The 18624-nt window shown below is 70.5% G+C and carries 12 protein-coding genes; 5 read left to right on the top strand and 7 right to left on the bottom strand.

The features are described from left to right. The first annotated feature begins 88 nt into the window (after positions 1–88). The 4 genes from TA3x_RS17425 (at position 89) to TA3x_RS17410 (ending at position 3934) form a co-directional block, all read left to right on the top strand. Positions 89–304 carry a hypothetical protein gene (locus TA3x_RS17425; RefSeq protein WP_435015928.1) on the top strand — a complete coding sequence of 72 codons (216 nt, stop codon included), beginning with the start codon at positions 89–91 and terminating at the stop codon, positions 302–304. Positions 305–556: 252 nt separating this feature from the next. Then, positions 557–2059, top strand: a complete 1503-nt coding sequence (locus tag TA3x_RS17420) for a transglutaminase-like domain-containing protein (RefSeq protein WP_435015927.1) — start codon at positions 557–559, stop codon at positions 2057–2059. 34 nt (positions 2060–2093) lie between these two features. After that, positions 2094–3377 carry a hypothetical protein gene (locus TA3x_RS17415; RefSeq protein WP_435015926.1) on the top strand — a complete coding sequence of 428 codons (1284 nt, stop codon included), beginning with the start codon at positions 2094–2096 and terminating at the stop codon, positions 3375–3377. Next, on the top strand, positions 3374–3934 hold the full coding sequence (locus TA3x_RS17410) for a hypothetical protein (RefSeq protein ID WP_435015925.1): 561 nt from the start codon (positions 3374–3376) through the stop codon (positions 3932–3934). The genes TA3x_RS17415 and TA3x_RS17410 overlap by 4 nt, the downstream gene beginning before the upstream one ends. Positions 3935–4716: 782 nt before the next feature. On the opposite strand, the gene TA3x_RS17405 is transcribed toward TA3x_RS17410, so the two are convergent. The 7 genes from TA3x_RS17405 to TA3x_RS17375 all read right to left on the bottom strand — a co-directional run bounded on the left by TA3x_RS17405 (position 4717) and on the right by TA3x_RS17375 (position 13650). After that, positions 4717–6150 carry a sulfatase family protein gene (locus TA3x_RS17405; protein ID WP_435015924.1) on the bottom strand — a complete coding sequence of 478 codons (1434 nt, stop codon included), beginning with the start codon at positions 6148–6150 and terminating at the stop codon, positions 4717–4719. Between the two features lie 49 nt (positions 6151–6199). Beyond that, on the bottom strand, positions 6200–7657 hold the full coding sequence (locus TA3x_RS17400) for a sulfatase (RefSeq protein ID WP_435015923.1): 1458 nt from the start codon (positions 7655–7657) through the stop codon (positions 6200–6202). A gap of 153 nt (positions 7658–7810) precedes the next feature. Next, positions 7811–9238 carry a DUF1501 domain-containing protein gene (locus tag TA3x_RS17395; protein WP_435015922.1) on the bottom strand — a complete coding sequence of 476 codons (1428 nt, stop codon included), beginning with the start codon at positions 9236–9238 and terminating at the stop codon, positions 7811–7813. A gap of 73 nt (positions 9239–9311) precedes the next feature. Continuing rightward, on the bottom strand, positions 9312–10892 hold the full coding sequence (locus TA3x_RS17390; RefSeq protein WP_435015921.1) for a M14 family metallopeptidase: 1581 nt from the start codon (positions 10890–10892) through the stop codon (positions 9312–9314). 36 nt (positions 10893–10928) lie between these two features. Continuing rightward, entirely contained in the window at positions 10929–11813 is an 885-nt protein-coding gene (locus TA3x_RS17385) for a hypothetical protein (protein ID WP_435015920.1), read from the bottom strand. 144 nt (positions 11814–11957) lie between these two features. Next, the gene (locus tag TA3x_RS17380) at positions 11958–12374 is read right to left on the bottom strand and encodes a hypothetical protein (RefSeq protein ID WP_435015919.1); all 417 of its coding nucleotides are present in this window, start codon (positions 12372–12374) and stop codon (positions 11958–11960) included. Positions 12375–12561: 187 nt separating this feature from the next. Beyond that, on the bottom strand, positions 12562–13650 hold the full coding sequence (locus tag TA3x_RS17375) for a DUF1559 domain-containing protein (RefSeq protein ID WP_435015918.1): 1089 nt from the start codon (positions 13648–13650) through the stop codon (positions 12562–12564). Positions 13651–14122: 472 nt separating this feature from the next. On the opposite strand from TA3x_RS17375, the gene TA3x_RS17370 reads away from it, so the two are divergent. Further along, on the top strand, positions 14123–18580 hold the full coding sequence (locus tag TA3x_RS17370) for a PVC-type heme-binding CxxCH protein (protein ID WP_435015917.1): 4458 nt from the start codon (positions 14123–14125) through the stop codon (positions 18578–18580). The last annotated feature ends 44 nt before the right edge of the window (positions 18581–18624 follow it).

Genomic DNA, 18624 nt, shown 5'->3' with positions numbered 1-18624 from the left:
GAATGGGCCATTTCCCCCGCCGAGATGGCTCCTGAGTGGCCGCGGAATCGACATCTTCGCCCTACACCCCCGGTCAGGAGTTCCTCCCATGATTTCCGCGAAAGATTCGCTCATCGATCAGGTCGAGAACCGCGTGCGGGAGTCGACCCACGGCCGCATCCGCAACCTGATGGTGGAGGAGGTCGGCGGCCAGGTCGTGGTCCGGGGCCAGGTCCCCTCGCACCACACCCGCCAGCTGGCCCTCCACGGCGCCCTCGAACTGCTCTCCGGCGACCGCTTCTCGGCCCTCATCACGGTGGGCTGAGGGCCCGCCGGCCGGGGCCCTCTCCCCGCCGATCCATCGAGCCGGAAGCGGCCGGGCCTCCCCCGATGCAGGGGGGAGCCCGGCCGCCTTCGTTGGTGCGACCCCCGCGACCGGGCCGGCCGGCAGGGTCGACGATCGCTTCAACTTGAGTCGTGGGCGGCTTTGCCCCATAGTAGAGGGATGACGAGGGGGCTTCCGCGCGCCGCGAGGGGCGTCCGCCTTCCTTCCCGGGACCGATGGGGGATGCTGGCCATGCGACGGATCGGACGAAGGGCGGGTTGGGTCGCGGCGTGGGCCGCGGCGGTGCTGGTGGCGGCACCGGGCGAGGCCCAGACGCCGCCCGCCGCCACCGAGGCGTGGGACGCGGTCTACATCGCCGGGTCGAAGGTCGGCCACATCAAGACCAAGGTCGCCCAGGTCGAGGACCGGGGCCGCAAGCTCGTCCGGGTCCAGGTCGACACCACGCTCACGTTCAAGCGGGGCGACGACACCAGCACGATGGAGCTGCAATACGGCACGATCGAGACGCCCGAAGGGTCGGTCCTCCGGCTCGACACCCGGACCCTGGTCAGCCGCCAGATCATCCGGGTCCACGGCGACGTGGTCGACGGCAAGATGACGCTCAAGATCGAGAACGGGATCCAGAAGCAGGAGGCCGTGATCGACTGGGCCCCGGACGTCCTGGGCCCCTACGGCCCCGAGCTGATCCTGTCGCGCCAGCCGATGAAGCCGGGCGACGAGCGGACGATCAAGATGTTCATCCCCGGCCTCAACAAGATCGGCGAGGCCCGGCTCACGGCCCGGTCGATCGAGCCGGTCCCCCTGGGCGGGGGGGCCAAGCGCGACCTGCTCCGCGTCGACCAGGTCACCTACCTGGACGGCCAGAAGATGCTGGCCGAGATGAACCCGACCTACTGGGTGGACTCCGGCGGCCAGGTCCTCAAGAACTACACCGACGCCTACGGCGGCATGGTCACCTACCGGACCACCCGCGAGGCGGCCATCCGCCGGTCCGGCGAATCGCTCGACCTGATCGGCTCGTCGGTGGTGAAGCTGCCCCGCAAGATCACCAACCCCGAGAGCAGCCGCGACGTCGTCTACCGGATCACCATGAAGGACGACTCGCCGTCGGCGATCTTCCCCGCCGACCGCCGCCAGACGATCACGCCGGGCGCCGACCCCAAGACCGCGACCATCCAGGTCAAGACGGCCGGCCCCGAGGCCGGGACGCCGGGCCCGGACACCGTGGGCCCCGAGTTCCTCCGCTCCAACGCCCTGATCACCAGCGACGACGCCAAGGTGATCGCCCTGTCTCGCCAGGCGATCGGCCGGGCCGTCGACCCCTGGGAGAAGGCCCTGGCCATCACCAAGTGGGTCGCCACCAACATCCGCGAGAAGGACTTCGAGACCAGCTTCGCCCCCGCCGATGAGGTGGCCCGGAGCCTGTCCGGCGACTGCACCGAGCACGGCGTCCTGACCGCCGCCATGTGCCGCGCCCAGGGGATCCCGGCCAAGGTCGTCGTCGGCCTGGTCTACGTCCCCCACCTCGGCGGGTTCGGCTTCCACATGTGGAACGAGGTCTACGTCAACCGCCGCTGGGTGGCCATCGACTCCGCCTTCGACCAGACCCAGGTCGACGCCTCGCACATCAAGCTGTCCGACACCAGCCTGGACGGCGTCTCGCCGTTCGAGACCTTCCTCTCGGTCGCCCGCGTCTTCAACAAGATCAGCATGGAAGCGGTCGAGGTGCGGTGATCCGCCCCGGCCCGGCCCCATCGAGGACGACTTCATGAGCCTCCGCCTCCGTTGCCACGAGTGTCGGACCGTGTTCGTCGCCTCGACGGAGCAGGTCGGCGAATCCGTCGACTGCCCCAAGTGCGGGGCCTCGCAGGTGGTCCCCCCGCCGAAGGCCCCGCTCCACGGCACCGGCCCCGTGCCCGACGAGCCGGTCGCGGCGGAAAGCCGGCTCGGGGCCCGCCTGAAAGCCCCCGAGCCGGCCGAGCCCGCCGGCTCAGTCTTCGTCCCCAAGCCGCCGAAGGCCCCCGCGACCAAAAGCCGGCGCGGCCTGTGGGCGTCGCTCCTGGTCCTGGCGGCGGTGGGCGTCGGCGTCGCCGTGGCCTGGCCGGCGATCCAGAGGTGGTGGGACCCCCGGCCCAAGACGATGGTCCTGGCCGCCGCCTACGACTACCTCCACGCCCTGTCCGGCGAGCACCCCGAGGACGCCGCGAAGTTCGGCGTGGTGGTCGAGCCCCCCTCGATCCGCTCGTTCCGGGGCCTGGAACGCGACAAGGCCCGGGACAGCAAGTCCAATGGGTCGTTCGCCCCCCTGGCCGCCCTCCACAAAAGGATCGAGAAGCGATTCACCTACGACCAGGCCACCGGCCGGTTTATGCCGAAAGATCCGCTCGGGCCGGCCGCCGAGACCCTGGACGCGCTCCACGAGGCCAAGGCCAAGGCGGAGAAGGACGGGACCTATCGCAAGATGGCCAGCGGCGACCCCGACGAGATCTTCCAGGGGGCCGAGGAATTCGGCGCCGTGTTCGCCAAGCTGTCCGAGGGGGTGCTCGCCCCCAAGAAGCTGATCCCCAGCTATCGGATGCTGGTCCAGGAGGCAAAGCCCCCCCTGCCCGACACCGAAAAGGCCCTGGCGCTCGACTACGCCGCGCACCGCGAGTCCTGGGATGCCCTGCTGGGCCGGGCGTTCCCGACCCTCAAGGCCGACGGCCCGTTCGTCTTCGAGAAGGCCGAGGTCGTGACCCAGGCCCAGGAGCGCCTGGGCTCGGCCGGCGCCCCGCCCACGCCGATCCGGCTCAAGCTGGTCCGGTTCCGGATGGACGCCATCGACACCGGCTGGAAGGTCGTCTCGGCCCGGCGGATCGTCCCCGGCGTGCCCGACGAGCCCGAGGTCGAGGACGGGCCCGACCCGCAGACTCCCCCCGAGCCGTCCAGCCCGTCCCCGGGCGAGCTGACCCTGCCTTCCGGGCTGGACCTGCCGGCCTCGCCGGGCCGATCCCCCTCCGAGGCGGGCCCGCCGGGAGGTTCGCCGAACCAGGGCGAAGGGATTCGGCCATGACTCGCGGGCGATCACGCATCGGACTCTTGATCCTGGGCACGCTCGCCTGCGTCGCCTCCCCCGGACGGGCCCAGGAGGCCCCCATCTACTACCAGGCGGCCCCGATGCAAGCCCCGGCCTCGGTCCAGACACTCGACGACCTCGCCGCGCTGTCGACCCCCCAGCTCGACCAGCTCTACCGCCAGTCCGGCCCCGGCCCGGTGCCGACCGGCAAGGTCAAGGGCCGTGCCCTCTACCCCGACGCCCGGTTCGGCGCCGTCCGATCGAAGGCGGCGCGGGCGGTCTGGCAGGGCAAGGTCTTCCGCCCCGAGGACTCGACCGCCATCAACCGCTTCTTCGGGATGAAGGTCATCGCCGGCAACGTCTACGCGGGCCAGAGCTGGCTCGACGGCAACCCCGCGATGATACTCGACTACGAGGGCACCTCGCGGCTCTACGGCAACTACCGAGACGAGATCCGCCAGGTCGCCCCCGGCCTCTATCTCGGCCTGATGTACGCCCGGACCTCGCCGAACCCCACCCTCAAGATGTACTTCGCCTTCGACGCCCGCCCCTGATGGACCGGCCCGCCCTTGTTCGAAGTGAGCGGGCCGTCATTTCCGCACCCCCATCTCGCGGGCCAGATTCCCCGACCCTCGGTCCCTCGTTCCGACGGATCGCCGGCCCCATCCCGTCATCCCTCCTCGCCCCTGTAGGGATGACCGTCGGCGAAGGGTATGCCTTTTCTTTTTGGCTTTTGGTTCGGCGGCCCCGGGTGGCTGTGGTTGGCTTGCCAACCACGGCGCCGGCGACATGATCGCGGGGTGAGGGCCATCGCGGCACCGGGCCAAGGATCATCGACGCCGGCCTTCGATCGCCGGGCGGGCTCATCGGCGCCGTGGTTGGCAAGCCAACCACAGCCACCCGGGGGACAGGACGCCAAAATCAAAAGGCACACCCTCACCGACCGACTGTCACGCCATCCAAACTCTCGGTGGCAAGATCGCCGGGCGGAGGGTGGTGTGATGGTCCACTTCGACGGAGGCCAAACGGACCCATCTCCGGCCCGGTGTCGTTGCCCCCAAAGTCTCCCAAACGAACCCAATGACCGATTCGGGCGACGCTCGACGATCCGAAACGAACCCAACGCCGGGCGTGTATGGAGGGTTGGGGGACGGCAGAGGTCGCCGGGCGGCAGGGGCAGACGATGTTCCCAAACGAACCCACCATCGCGTCAGTGCGACCCTGGCCGGGCGATCCCAAACGAACCCAACACCGGGCCGGGCCCGTCGGAATCGGGCGATCCTGAACGAACCCAACGCCGGCGTTAAGGGGCGATTTAGGAACGGGTTAGGGGCGATTATTGGGCCGCGGCGCGGTTGCCGGGCGGGATCGGCAGAGGGAGGTAGTCGCGCTGGAGGATCATCCACTCCTGGAGCGAGGCCTTCAGTTCCCGCTCGACCTTGGCTGCCTCGGGGGTGCCGATCAGGTTGCGGAACTCGTCAGGGTCGGCTTCGAGGTCGTACAACTCGAACATCGGCCGATGCTCGGCGAAGTAGAGCCTCGACATCTCCGGGGCGAGCGTGCCCGCTTCGTGCCGGGCACGCAGGTCCTTCCAGAGGTCATCCCCGGCGAAGTCGACCGGGTGGTAGGGCAACTGCCAGAGGGCGTTGTAGATCAGCTTGTGCCGGCGGGTGACCACCACCCGGCCGAGGTCGAACGCGGCGCTGTTGTTGGGCAGGCCCGACCCGTGGGCGCCCCGCTCGGCGAAGATGCGGTCGCGGACCGCCGGCTTCTCGCCGCGGAGGATCGGCCCGAAGTCCTGCCCGGTCATGTCGCCGGGCACCGCCACCCCCGAGGCCCGGAGGAACGTCGGCGCCAGGTCCTCGCCGGAGACGAGGGCATCGGAGGTCGAGCCCGGCTTGACCACGCCCGGCCAGCGGACGAGGAGCGGGACGCGGATGCCGAACTCGTAGAGCGTCCCCTTGCCCCGGAACTGCGACGCCCCGTTGTCCCCCATGAAGGCCACGATCGTGTCGTCGGCGAGCTTGCGGTCGTCGAGCACCTTGAGGACCCGGCCGAAGTCGCCGTCGAACCGGCTGATCTCGTCGTAGTAGCGGGCGAAGTCCTCGCGGACCAGCGGGGTGTCCGGGTAGTGCTTCGGGAGCGTGAGCTTCTTCGGGTCGTGGGGCTCCGGGATGGCGTCCTTGTCGAGCGGCCGGTGGGGGTCGCTGAAGCAGAGCTGGAGGACGAACGGCTTGCCCTGGGGCACGGCGTCGAGGAACTCGCCGAACTGGTCGAGGATCGGGCCCCCCTTGCCGGCGATCTTCACGAAGTCGAGCCGGTCGGGGAAGGTCCGGAGGTGATGCTCGTCGAACACCTTTTTGGACGCCGGGAGCTGGGCCGCTCCGTCGAGGTGGTAGGTGCGGCCGGCGACCCCGGAGAAATAACCCTGGGCCCGGAGGATCTCCGGGAAGACCGGGTACTCGGCCGCCAATGGGGCCGAGAACCGGGTCATCTGGATGGCGACCGGCGACCGTCCCGTCATGATCGCCGATCGCGACGGGACGCACTGGGGGCTGGCGACGTAGGCCCGGTCGAACCGCATCCCCTGCGAGGCGAAGCGGTCGAGGTTGGGGGTGCGGATGTCCGGGTTGCCGTAGCAGCCGACGTGGGCGGCGCTGTGGTCGTCGGACAGGACGAGCAGGATGTTCGGCCGCTTCGGGGCCGCCATCGCGGCGTGGGCGAAGGTCGCGACCAGAGCGACCGCGAGCAGCCTGGCTTTCAGCGTCATCGTGGTGTGTCCCGGGGTGCGGCCGGTCGGCCGGGGGGATGGTCCGGCGTCAGTCCTGATCCTGGGCCTTGGCCTTCGCCTTGGCGCGGGCCTGCTTGCCGGCCGCCTTGCCGGCCGGCCGGGGGGCGTCGCCGATGTCCTCGTGGTTGACGGTCGGCATGTGCCGGGCCATCTCCGCCTTGCGGGCGGCCTGGGCGGGGTCGCCGGCCAGGTTCTTCCACTCGTAGGGGTCGGCCGCCTCGTCGTACAGCTCTTCTTCCCCGTTCGCGTAGCGGATGTAGCGCCAGCCCTCGTTCCGGACCGCGTGGTTCTTGAAGTTGTAGGTCGTCACGGCGGGCCGGTCCCAGGCCGCCCTGGGATCCTGGAGCAGCGCCTTGATGCTCGGCCCCTCGACGTGCTTCGGCGTGGGGATGCCGCAGAGGTCGGTCAGGGTCGGGTAGATGCTCATGTGATCGACGGTCCGGTCGCAGACTGTGTTGGGCTGGGTGACGCCCGGGGCGACCCAGATCAGGGGGGCGCGGGTGGCTTCTTCCCAGAGGGCGAACTTCCGCCAGTGTTCTTTCTCGCCGAGGTGCCAGCCGTGGTCTCCCCAGAAGACGATCACCGTGTTGTCCCGGTGGGGCGACTTCTCGAACCCGTCGAGGAGGCGGCCGATCATGGCGTCGCAGAACGAGATCGCCGCCAGGTAGCCCTGGACCGCTTCCTTCCATCGGCCGGTCTCCAGCATCAGCTTGTGGTCGCCGTTGGGCTTGGCCATCTTGATGCCGGAGGGCGGGATGTCGGCGAGGTCGCCCTCGGTGTGCGGCGGCAGCTGGATCGAATCCAGGGGATGCATGTCGTAGTACTTGCGCGGGACGTTCCAGGGCATGTGGGGCTTGTGCAGGCCGACGGCCAGGAAGAACGGCTTGTCCTGGGGCTTGGCCAGCTCGTCGATGCCGTACTGGACGATCTTGTACTCGCGGATGTCGGAGTCCTGGCAGTCGAGCGGGGCGAACTTGATCCCGCCGACGCCGGTGTCCCCCTTGGGCAGCGGGTCGGGGGTGGCCTTCTCCATGTAGTCGTCCCACTCCGACGGGCGGGCGTACGACTCGTGGTAGATCTTGCCCGAGCCCATCACGCGATAGCCGGCCTTGCGGAAGGTGGTGGGCAGGGTCAGGGCCTCCGGCACCACGGTCCGCCAGTCGTTGTTGTTCTCGTAGACCCCGGTCGTCGACGGGCGGAGGCCCGACATCAGCGCGGCGCGGGCGGGGTTGCACACCGGGGCGGCGCAGTAGTTCCGGGTGAACCGGACCCCCTTGGCGGCCAGGCGGTCGATGTTCGGGGTGATCGTCTGGGGGTTGCGTCCCAGGTGGCCGACCCAGTGGTTCAGGTCGTCCACGGCGATGAACAGGACGTTCATCGGCTTCGCCGGGTCGGCGGCCCGGGCGGGCGCCGCGAGGCCCATCCCGATCAGCCCGAGCGCCAGGCCGAGCCGGGCCCGGGAGCTTGCGAGGAGCGAACGCATCATGAGTCGTGGTCCTTGCGGCCCCCCGCGGGCCGAGGAGCCCAGGACCTCGGCGGGGGGAGTGCGGGGCATCGTGTTCGGGTCCAGATCGCCCCATCCTGGCCGCGCGAGCGTCCCGGATCAAGGCGCGACCGCCCGGCCCCCGCCCCCGATGCCTCAGGCGAACAGGTGCGTGAGCGGGCTGCCGCTGTTGATCCGGAGCGGCCGGCCGACCGGGTCGCGGACTTCCGTGGCCGGGTCGATGCCCAGGGCGTGGAGCATGGTGGCCCCCAGGTCGTCGGGGCTGACCGGGTCGCGGGACGGGTAGGCCGCCCAGCGATCGCTGGCGCCGTGGACCTGGCCCCCGGCGATCCCGCCGCCGGCCATCGCGGCCGAGTAGCAGCGGGGCCAGTGCTCGCGGCCGGCGTTGGCGGCGGTGATCCGCGGGGCCCGGCCGAACTCCCCGGCCCAGACCACCAGCGTCTCGTCGAGCATCCCGCGTTCGTGCAGGTCGTCCAGCAGGGCGGCGAAGCCCTGGTCGGCGGGCGGCATCAGGTCGTTCTTGAGCCGGTTGAAGTTGTCGCCGTGGGTGTCCCAGAAGTTCCGGCCGTCGTCGTGCCAGTTGACCGTGACCAGCCCCACGCCCGCCTCGACCAGCCTCCGGGCCATCAGCAGGCACTGGCCGTGGATGTGGCGGCCGTAGCGGTCGCGGGTCTGCGGCGTTTCCTTCTCGATCTGGAACGCCCCCCGGGCCTCGGCCGAGGCGAGCGCATCCAGGGCCCGCGTCTGGAAGCCGTTCCAGGCGCCGGGGCCGGAGCCGGGCAGGATCGGGCCGGATCCGAGTTCGGCCAGCAGCGCCCGGCGGTCGTCCATCCGCTCGGGAGAGACCCCTTCGGGCAACCCCAGCCCGCCGACCTGGAAGCCGGGCGCGTTGGGGTCCCCCTCGACCCGGAACGGGTCGAAACCCTTGCCCAGCCATCCGCCGTGCTGCCCCGGGGCCTTGCCGCCGGGCGCGGCCGGATGGGCCACCGTCCAGGGCAGGGTCACGGCCGAGGGCAAGGCCCCCGGCGTGGGGCGGAGCTTGGTGACGAACGACCCCAGGTGGGGCCAGTCGGCGGGCGAGGGCGGGGCCGAGTCCGAGTTCGGCGTCGGGGCCAGGTGGCCGGTCACCAGCCGGTGGGCCGTGGACAGGTGGGCCGGGTCGCCGTGGGTCATCGACCGGATCACGGCCAGCCGGTGCGTCTGCTGGGCGAGCCTGGGGAAGTGCTCGGAGATCATCAGCCCCGGCGTCCGGGTCGCGATCGGATTGAACGTGCCCCGGATCTCGGCAGGGGCGTCGGGCTTCAGGTCCCAGGTATCGAGCTGGCTCGGGCCGCCCCACTGGAAGATCAGGATGCAGGACTTGGCCTTGCCGAACCCCGACCCCGACCCATCGCCCAGGGCCCGCCCGGCGAACAACCCCGGCAGCCCCAGGCCCAGCGATCCCAGCACCCCGGCGCGGAGGGCCTGCCGCCGGGACGGCCGCCGGAACCCGGCGCACGCCCCATTCCTGCCCGATCCGTTGTCGCCCATGACCATCGGCTCCATCGCCTGAGGCTTGTTCAACAATCGCTCAACGTCGATCGGCCGACTCTACCCGACCCCACCCCGACCTGTCCACCGCAGCGACGCCCCGGGGTCAGGGGGTCGTGGCCAGGTCGGCCGGCCGGGGGAGCCGCACGACGGGGAAATCGCGGCCCGGTTCCAGGGCGCCGCCGAAGGCGGTCCAGGTCGTCAATCCATCCTCGGATCGCGGCTCCAGCAAGTAGACGGCCAGGCTCCCGAGCGGCTGGGCCGTGCGGACGACCAGGGTGCCGGCCGGCATGTCGCGGGCCTCGATCCGGACGGTCGTCGCCACGTCGTCGACCGTCCGATGCCCCTGGAACTCCCGGGCCGCCCGGGTGACTTCGTCGATCCGGGCCACCTCGACGTCCAGGATCGCCGGGTCGCGGAGCGTCTCGACCCGGATGCCGTGGCGGCGGAGGGTCGCCACGACGGCGGTCCGGCTGGCGGGGATCAAATAGGCGTACGGCCGGGCCACGTCGACGGTGGGGACGAAGTCCTGGACCACGTCGGCCGGGTAGTCGCGGGGCACGCCCGTGGAGACCGCATGGCCATTCTCGATCCGTTCGGCATAACCCAGGATCGGGACCTTCTCCGGGAATGGCCGGGCCGCCGAGCGGATCGCCACCCGATCCGTCGGTTTGGGATCGAGGCCGGCCGCGATCGCGTCGCGGCGGGCGTCGTCCAGCAGGGTGCGGATCGCGTCGCGGTTTTCCGAGGCGAATTCCAGGCACGAGCGTGCGAACGCCCCGGTCGCCTCGACCCGGTCCTTGTACGGGAGGTAGGCGTAGGCTTCGGACAGGACCGAGAGCCGGTTGCGGAGGCCGACGTATGTCGTGCCGAACCGGGGCCAGGCCGGGACCGTGGTCCATCGCGAATGGTCGGCCTCGAAGTTCCCGTACAGGTACGACTTGCGGCCGGTCGCCTTCTCGAACAACGCCCCGGCGCCGGGGAACAGGCGGTCGCGGGCGAACCGGACGACCCGGGGGTCGCCGGCCGGGGCCTTGGGGCCGTCGTAGGTCACGGCGTAGCGGTGGTACGAGCCGTTGGTGGCGTGGGTGTCGATGACCAGGTGCGGGTCCCAGGCGTTGAGGAACGCGACGAAGGCGCGGGTCTCGGCCGCCTCCAGCTTGATGAAGTCGCGGTTGAGGTCGAGCCCCCGGGCGTTGGCCCGCTGGCCCATCCCCTCCTCCGGGCCGACCTGCCCGGGGCGGTTGTCCTTGGCCACCCGCTCATTGCCGTCGGCGTTGTAGATCGGGGCGACGGCCAGGACCAGGTGCCTGAGCAAGGGATGGCCGGGCTTCTCGGTCAGCTCGCGGACCAGGATCGGCAGCGCCTCCTTGCCGCAGACCTCCCCGGCGTGGATGTTGCCGAACAGGAAGACGACGAGCTTGCCCGACGCCTTCGCCTCCTCGGCGGTGCGGATCGGCGGGTCGGCCACGATCATCAGGGGGAGCGATCGCCCCTCCTCGGACTTCCCCAATTCGTCGAGATGCACCAGCGGCGACGCCTTGGCCAGCGCCTCGCACAGGGCCATGACCTCGGCGTGGCGGGCCGTAGCCTTGAAGCCGCTCCGCTCGGCGACGGTGAGCAGCGAGTCGGGCGGGGCGTCCGCGGCGGAGGCCAGCGAGGCGCAAAGGAGCAGGGTCGCGAGCATGGGCGTGGGCCTCTCGATCCGGGATGGCCCGCCCGCTCAATGCGGCAAAGGGCCCAGGCGGCGGGGGTCGCCCCGGCGGGACGGCAGGGGCCGGGGCCGGTCGTCGGGGCGATCGGGCGAGGCGGGCGACTCGGCCCGGGCGTGGCGGCCGGGGAAGTTGGACCGCTCGCGGGGGCGGTTGAAGCGGAGGCACTTGCCGTAGAAGCTGTCGATGAACTGGCCGGCGACCGGGTCGTGGAAGGCGATCGTCTCGACCACGTCCTCCCAGGCCAGGCAGCGGAGGTCGGCCCGGATCAGGGTCGGCTCGAACCAGTCGCGATACCAGGCGTCGCGGTCCCCGGCATAGGCGTCGACCCGGCGGCGGACCTTGCGGCGGATCGCCTCGGCGGACAGGTCGCGGCTGAACACCCCGTCGTCGATCCGGTCGCGGGGCGCCACGATCAGGAAGGCGAGGTCCGTCATCGACTCCGGCGGCCGCCCGGCGCGGCGGAGGACCTCGGCCATGCAGGCCACGCTCCGCGCCGCCTGGTCGTAGTAGAGGGCGTTGCGGATGCCGGAAGACAGCCGGTTGAACAGCTTCGCCTCCAGGACGACGAGCTGGTGGGCGTCGGCGGCGAGGTTCAGGCCCGACGAGCCGGGGTCGCCGATGGTGAAGTGGCCGACCACGCCGTCGGCGTGGGTCCGCGACTCGGCCAGGGCGTCCCCCTTGTGCCGGGGCAGGAAGGCCGAGGGGAGCCACGCTTCGGAGAACCAGCGGGCCCCCAGCATCGGCGAGAGCGGGTAGCGGTCCCCGCCGTGGCCGGCGAACCAGTCGAGCACGACCCGGAGCAGCCAGCCTTCGCTGAACAGGACGGTGGGCGGGAAGCTCGGTTGCCCGGCCTCGCACGCCTCCAGCATCGCCTTGATACGCCCGGTGATCATTCGGCCCGGCCCGCCCCGGTGGTTCTCGTCGCGCCGGCCCCCGGCGTCCGACCCGATCGGGTCGGCTCTTCGAGTGTATCCGCCCGCCACCGGCCCCGCGACCCCACGACCGGATGCTTTATGAGGCCGGGCCGGCCCCGCGGCTCAACCCTTGCCGGCCTTCGGGGCGGCCTTGAACTCCTCCGAGGTCATCTCCTTGACCGTGGCGCCATCCTGCATCAGGACGTAGCCGCCGGACTCCGGGGCCGATTTCTCGTAGGCGAGCACGGACTGTTCCCCCCCCTCGACGACGGGTGCCCCCCACATCACCACGACGTCCCCGCTCTTGATCCGCTGGTAGCCGATGGGCAGGCCGGGCTCGTAGCGGGCGAGATCCTGGGCCTTCGCGGGGGCCTTCTTGTGATCCCCCTTGTAGAGGGTCAGCAGGGAGCCGACCTCATTCAGGCCCTCCGTCCTGGACTGGATCGCGGCATCGGCTTCCGAGAGCGGCTTCTTCTCGGAGCCGCACCCGGCCGCCATGATGAGGGAAAGGACGAGTCCGACGCCGAAATTGCACTTCATGGATGGGCCCTCCTGTTGCGATCTGAGGATGGATGCGGACCGGGGCCGCCGGGGACGGGCGAGGGAAGGCCCGGATGGGCCTCGCGATCCGGCCCATCACGCCGGGTCGATCCCCCCTACGCGGAGAGAAAGGGTGGCCCGGATCGGCCACCCTCGCATGACATCGGGAACCGGGCGGGGCCGCGGATCAGTAGGAGTCCGAGCTGAGGACCTCGCTGCCCGCCCGCGACCCCAGGGCCCGCCAGGTGGCCATGTTGGTCGTGCTCTTCATGAAATGCACCGAGCCGTCGGCGAAGCAGGTGTTGACCCCGCCGGGGTGGTAGCTCCGCGAGGAGGTATGGCTGATGGCGAAGGTCGAGTCGCCGCAGTCGATCAGCGGGTTGTTGATCGGGACCGTGTGGCTATAGTTGATGCATTGGGAGATGTTGCGGTAATACTGCAAGCCCCGGTAGTTGATCCGCGACCCCGTGAGCGTGGCGCAGGCCGTCCCCGGGGACTGGTTCGTGACCGACGCGCCGTACTGCATCGCATCGAGCTGATTGGTCGGGTCGGCCGACAACGACAGGGAGACCCTGGACCGGCGGATCTCCGAGAACATGGCGGTGTTCGACGTGCCGTCGGTGATCTCGGAGAGGGCCGTGCCCAGGATGGCCCGCCAGTTCGGATTGATCTGGGTCCCGGCCGCGTCGAGATATTGGGGCTGGCTGCTGTCGAAGCGGAGGTGGAACAGGCCCATGCAGGCCGAATTCGTCTCCTGGGGGGAGGGCGGGCCGCCGGGGATGTTCTGGCACCCCGAGTTGCCCGTGCTGGCGTAGTAATTCAGCTTGCCGGTGTAGATCCCGGTCCCCCCGGAATCGACCTGGGCGTTGGTGCTCGCATCCGACGGGCAGAGATAGGCGCTGACCTGGACGCTCCGGGCCGTGCTGTTCATCTTCGCGCTGACGAGCGTGCTGCCGTTGGAATCGACCTGGAAATTCCAGCTGTTGGCGACGGCCCCCTGCTCGATGAACGGGAGGAGCAGCGCGGTGACATTCGCGCTGCTGCCCCCGTTGCTCGCGCCGGGCCAGGGGGATTGCAGCCCCGGCAGGCGTCCATAGGTCGACTCGAAGTTCAGCGAGGCCAGCCCCATCTGCTTCAGATTGTTGGTGCACTGGGCGCGGCGGGCGGCCTCTCGCGCCGCCTGCACGGCGGGCAGGAGCAGGGCGATCAGCACCGCGATGATGGCGATCACCACCAGCAGCTCGATCAGCGTGAAACCGCGGCGAATCGTCCTCATGGATGGCTCCTGGCCAGGATGATGGTGATGGATGGCGAGCAAAAGGGGGACGGGGACGCATCGATCCGATGCGTTCCGGGATGAAGCCGGGATTCGCCGCGCCCGCGTCGTGACGGTGCGTCGATCTTCCCGTATGGATGGCCCTGCGGGCCGTCAACAACGAATCCTATGGAGCATAGGGCCGCAAGATCAAGTCGGGCCGGGCCTTGGACGAACCCCTTAGAGGTTCGCTCCGAGGCCGGGGGCCGTCGCGATCCCGGGCGGATTCCGGTGGACATCGCGGGGCCCGGAGATGATAGGATGTTGTCTCGGATCCCCTCCGCCCGTCCGGATCCGAATCCAGCTTTATTCCGACGACCGCGATCGATGCCGTCCCCGTTGCGATGCCGCAGCATCGCCGCTCGCCGGTGCGCCGACCCCGGCCGCCCTCGGTCGTGCCCCAGCCTCGATCACCTCCCGGGAGATGACCAGCATGGCCTTCGCGTCGAGACTCCGTTTCCTGGCCCTGGCGGCCCTGGCCCTGGGCGGGGCGCCCGCCCGGGGGGACGACGCCGCATCCCCCACGCCCTTGAAGGTGCTGTTCCTGGGCGACCGGGGCCACCACGTCCCGGCCCAGCGGGCCGCCCAGTTGATCCCGGTCCTGGAGACGCGGGGGATGGCGGTCACCTACTCGGAGGACGCGGCGGACCTCAATCCGCAGAACCTGGCCAGGTATGACGCCCTGGTGATCTACGCGAACACGGAGAAGATCGAGCCGGCGCAGGAGGCGGCCCTGCTCGACTACGTCCGGGGCGGCGGCGGGTTCGTCCCGATCCACTGCGCCTCGTTCTGCTTCCTGAACTCGCCGAAGTACGTCGCGCTGGTCGGGGCCCAGTTCAAGAGCCACGGCACCGGGACGTTCGACGTGAAGGTCGTGGACGCCGACCACCCGATCACCAGGGGGCTGAACCTGTTCACCACCTGGGACGAGACCTACGTCCACAGCAGGCACAACGAGGAAGGCCGGCACGTCCTGGAGACCCGGGCGGAGGGCGATCGCGAGGAGCCCTGGACCTGGACCCGCGACGAGGGCAAGGGCCGCGTCTTCTACACCGCCTACGGCCACGACGCCCGGACCTTCGGCCATCCCGGCTTCCAGGACCTCGTCGAGCGGGGCATCCGCTGGGCCGCCCACAAGGGGGAGGTCTTCGACAGTCGGCCCCGCGTCGCCGCCGGGCTCAAGCCGTTCGAGTACGAGCCGGCGGAGATCCCCAACTACGCCCCCGGCAAGAGCTGGGGCACGATGGGCGAGGCCATCAAGAAGATGCAGCTCCCCCTGGAGCCGGTCGAGTCGGCGAAGCACCTGGCCCTGCCCTCCGGCTTCGAGGCGAAGCTGTTCGCGGCCGACCCGGAGATCTACAAGCCGATCACCATGGCCTGGGACCATCGCGGCCGGCTCTGGGTGGCCGAGACCGTGGACTACCCCAATGAGCTCCACACCCCGGGCCCGGGCCATGACCAGATCCGGATCCTGGAAGACACCGACGGCGACGGCCGGGCCGACAAGTTCACCCTGTTCGCCGACAAGCTGAGCATCCCCACCAGCATGGCCTTCGCCGACGGCGGCGTGGTCGTCCACATGGCGCCCGACACCCTGTTCTTCAAGGACACCGACGGCGACGACAAGGCCGACGTCCGCAAGGTCCTGTTCACCGGCTGGGGCACCCGCGACACCCACGCCGGGCCGAGCAACCTCCGCTACGGCCACGACAACTGGATGTACGGGATCGTCGGCTACTCCGGGTTCGAGGGCACGGTCGGCGGCGAGCGGCACCGGTTCGGCCAGGGCCTCTACCGGTTCCGCCCCGACGGCTCGAAGATGGAGTATCTCCGGGGGACCAACAACAACTCGTGGGGCGTCGGCCTGAGCGAGGAGGGGCTGGTCTTCGGCTCGACCGCCAACGGCTGCGCCAGCGTCTTCCTGCCGATCCCGAACCGCTACTACGAGGGCGTCCGGGGCTGGACCAGCTCGGTCCTGCCCAACATCGCCGACAGCAACCGCTTCTTCCCGGTCACCGAGAACGTCCGCCAGGTCGACTGGCACGGCGGGTTCACCGCCGCCGCCGGCCACGCCCTGTACACGGCCCGGAACTACCCCAGGCCCTACTGGAACGCCGCCGCCTTCGTGGCCGAGCCGACCGGGCACCTGATCTCCACCTTCACGCTGGAGAAGCGGGGCAGCGACTTCGCCTCGCACAACGGCTGGAACCTGGTGGCCAGCGACGACGAGTGGACCTCGCCGATCCTGGCCGAGGTCGGCCCCGACGGCAACGTCTGGTTCGTGGACTGGTACAACTTCATCGTCCAGCACAACCCCACGCCCAAGGGCTACAAGACCGGCAAGGGCGGGGCCTACGAGATCCCCTATCGCGACAAGACCCACGGCCGGATCTATCGCGTGACCCACAAGGACGCCCCCCAGCCCGCCGCCCCGATCAAGGCCCTGGACCCGGCCGACCCCAAGGGGCTGGTCGCCGCGCTGAAGTCCGACAACATGTTCTGGCGGCTCCATGCCCAGCGGCTCCTGATCGAACGCGGCAAGGATGACGTGGTCGCCGACCTCGTCGCGCTGGTCCAGGACAAGTCGGTGGACGGGATCGGCCTCAACCCCGGCGCGATCCATGCCCTCTGGGCGATGGACGGCCTCGGCGTCCTCAAGAAGGATGGCCCGGCGAAGGAGGCCGTCTTCGCGGCCCTGCAGCATCCCTCGGCCGGCGTCCGCCGCAATGCCGCGATGGTCCTGCCCCGCGCCGAGGAGGCCGACCCCGTTGCCCGCGCCGCGAACCTGCTCGGCGACCCCGACCCGCAGGTCCGCCTGGCGGCCATGCTGGCGCTGGCCGATCAGCCCGCCTCCGACGCCGCGGCCGACGCGATCGTCAAGGCCCTGTTCGCGGGCATGCTCAAAGGCGACAAGTGGCTGGTCGATGCGGCCACCGCGGCCGCCGCCCGCAACGATGCGAAATTCCTGGAACGGTTGGCGACCCCAGGCTTCGTGACCAACCCGTTTCTGGACCACTCGCTCGGCGATCGCAAGCCGCTCGTCGTGAGCGGAGGCCCGCTCAAAGACTTCAAGCCCGAGAACGCCATCAAGCCCGGCGCCCCGATCCCGTTGCCCCCCCTCGATCCCGCCGTCGCGGCCCTCGCCGGCCGGGTGGCCGAGCACTACGCCCGGGGCGTCGAGGCGGGCTCGTCGGGGGCGATCCTCGCCAAGCTCGCCGAGGCCGATCCCCGGGTGGCCGAGGCCGTGATCTCCGGGTTCGCCCGGGGCTGGCCCAAGGACAAGGCCCCGAAGCTCGATGAGGCGTCGGAGAAGGCGATGGCCGCCCTGATGACCCGGCTGTCGCCGGGCTCGCGGGCCCGCCTGATCGACCTGGCCGGCCGCTGGGGCTCGAAGTCGCTGGAGGCCAACGCGGCGGAGATCGCCCAGGCCTTCCTGGCGACCGTCCGCGACGAGAAGCAGACCGACGCGGCGCGGGTCGACGCGGCCCGGCGGCTGGTCGAGTTCCGGATCAAGGACGACGCCACCGTCGAGACCCTGCTCTCGCTCCTCTCCCCCAGGACCCCGCCGGCGCTGGCCGTGGGGCTGGTCGAGGCGGTCGGCCGGGGCGAGGCGGCGGGCGCCGCGCCCGCCCTGCTCTCGCGGATCCCGGCGATGAGCCCGGCCGTCCGCGACCAGGCCATCACCGCCCTGCTCGGCCGCGCCGAGTGGGCCAACGCCCTGCTCGACGCGATCGAGAAGGGGGACGTCTCCTTGACCCAACTGAGCCTGCCCCAGTCCCAGAAGCTCGCCGCGTTCCCCGACCGGTCCATCGCCCGCCGGGCCCGGGCCGTGGTCGCCAAGGGCGGGGCCATGCCCGACGCCGACCGCCAGAAGGTGATCGACGAGGTCGCCAAGGTCGCCCTCAAGGGGGGCGACGTAGCGAAGGGCAAGGCCGCCTTCGTCCAGCAGTGCGCCAAGTGCCACATGCACTCGGGCGAGGGGGGCAAGGTCGGCCCGGACCTCTCCGGCATGGCCTCCCACCCTCGCGAGGAGTTGCTGATTCACATCCTCGACCCCAGCCGGAGCGTCGAGGGGAACTTCGTCCAGTACACCCTGGCCACCGACGACGGCCGGGTGCTCAACGGCCTGCTCGCCTCGGAGACCAAGAACGCCATCGAGCTGCTCGACGCCGAGGGGAAGACCACCAACGTCCTCCGCGAGAACGTCGAGGAGTTCGCCGCGTCCAAGAAGTCGCTCATGCCCGAGGGCTTCGAGAAGCAGCTCGGCAACGAGGGGATGGCCGACCTGCTCGCCTTCCTCACCCAGAGGGGCAAGTACCTGCCGCTGGACCTCGCCAAGGTGGCCGACGTCGTCACGACCAGGGGGATGTTCTTCGACCCCGACTCGTCGATCGAGCGCCTGGTCTTCCCGGACTGGACTCCCAAGACGTTCGAGGGCGTGCCGTTCGTCCTGGTCGACCCCCGGGGCGACCGCATCCCCAACGCCGTCATGCTCTACGGCCCCAACGGGACCAACGCCCCCAAGATGCCGAAAAGCGTCACGATCCCCTGCGACCTGCCGGCCCGGGCGATCCACCTGCTCAGCGGGATCAGCGGCTGGGGGGCCACGGGCCCGGACGGCGACCACACCGTCTCGATGATCGTCCGGCTCCACTACGCCGACGGCAAGACGCAGGACATCCCGCTCAAGGATGGGGTCCACTTCGCGGACTACATCCGGCCGATCGAGGTGCCCGGCTCGAAGCTGGCGTTCCGGCTCCGGGGGAAGCAGGTCCGCTACCTGTCGGTCCAGCCCGACCGGGCCGAGCCGATCAGGGCGATCGAGCTGGTGAAAGGGCCCGACGACACGGCCCCGATCGTGATGGCCGTGACCGTGGAATTGCCGCAGTAAAACCGGCGGCTTGACGAAATCGAGCCGACTTCCCGACAATCTCC

Origin of the sequence: Tundrisphaera macrotermitis (assembly GCF_051175315.1) — a bacterium.
In the GTDB taxonomy this organism is placed as follows: domain Bacteria; phylum Planctomycetota; class Planctomycetia; order Isosphaerales; family Isosphaeraceae; genus Tundrisphaera.
Note: the sequence above shows the minus strand (reverse complement) of the source record. Positions and strands in the feature narration are given on the sequence as shown.

Excerpts from the sequence above, each read along its gene's own strand:
- TA3x_RS17425 (WP_435015928.1), top strand. The coding sequence starts at position 89 with ATGATTTCCGCGAAAGATTCGCTCATCGATCAGGTCGAGAACCGCGTG.
- TA3x_RS17420 (WP_435015927.1), top strand. The coding sequence starts at position 557 with ATGCGACGGATCGGACGAAGGGCGGGTTGGGTCGCGGCGTGGGCCGCG.
- TA3x_RS17415 (WP_435015926.1), top strand. The coding sequence starts at position 2,094 with ATGAGCCTCCGCCTCCGTTGCCACGAGTGTCGGACCGTGTTCGTCGCC.
- TA3x_RS17410 (WP_435015925.1), top strand. The coding sequence starts at position 3,374 with ATGACTCGCGGGCGATCACGCATCGGACTCTTGATCCTGGGCACGCTC.
- TA3x_RS17405 (WP_435015924.1), bottom strand. The coding sequence starts at position 6,150 with ATGACGCTGAAAGCCAGGCTGCTCGCGGTCGCTCTGGTCGCGACCTTC.
- TA3x_RS17400 (WP_435015923.1), bottom strand. The coding sequence starts at position 7,657 with ATGATGCGTTCGCTCCTCGCAAGCTCCCGGGCCCGGCTCGGCCTGGCG.
- TA3x_RS17390 (WP_435015921.1), bottom strand. The coding sequence starts at position 10,892 with ATGCTCGCGACCCTGCTCCTTTGCGCCTCGCTGGCCTCCGCCGCGGAC.
- TA3x_RS17385 (WP_435015920.1), bottom strand. The coding sequence starts at position 11,813 with ATGATCACCGGGCGTATCAAGGCGATGCTGGAGGCGTGCGAGGCCGGG.
- TA3x_RS17380 (WP_435015919.1), bottom strand. The coding sequence starts at position 12,374 with ATGAAGTGCAATTTCGGCGTCGGACTCGTCCTTTCCCTCATCATGGCG.
- TA3x_RS17375 (WP_435015918.1), bottom strand. The coding sequence starts at position 13,650 with ATGAGGACGATTCGCCGCGGTTTCACGCTGATCGAGCTGCTGGTGGTG.
- TA3x_RS17370 (WP_435015917.1), top strand. The coding sequence starts at position 14,123 with ATGGCCTTCGCGTCGAGACTCCGTTTCCTGGCCCTGGCGGCCCTGGCC.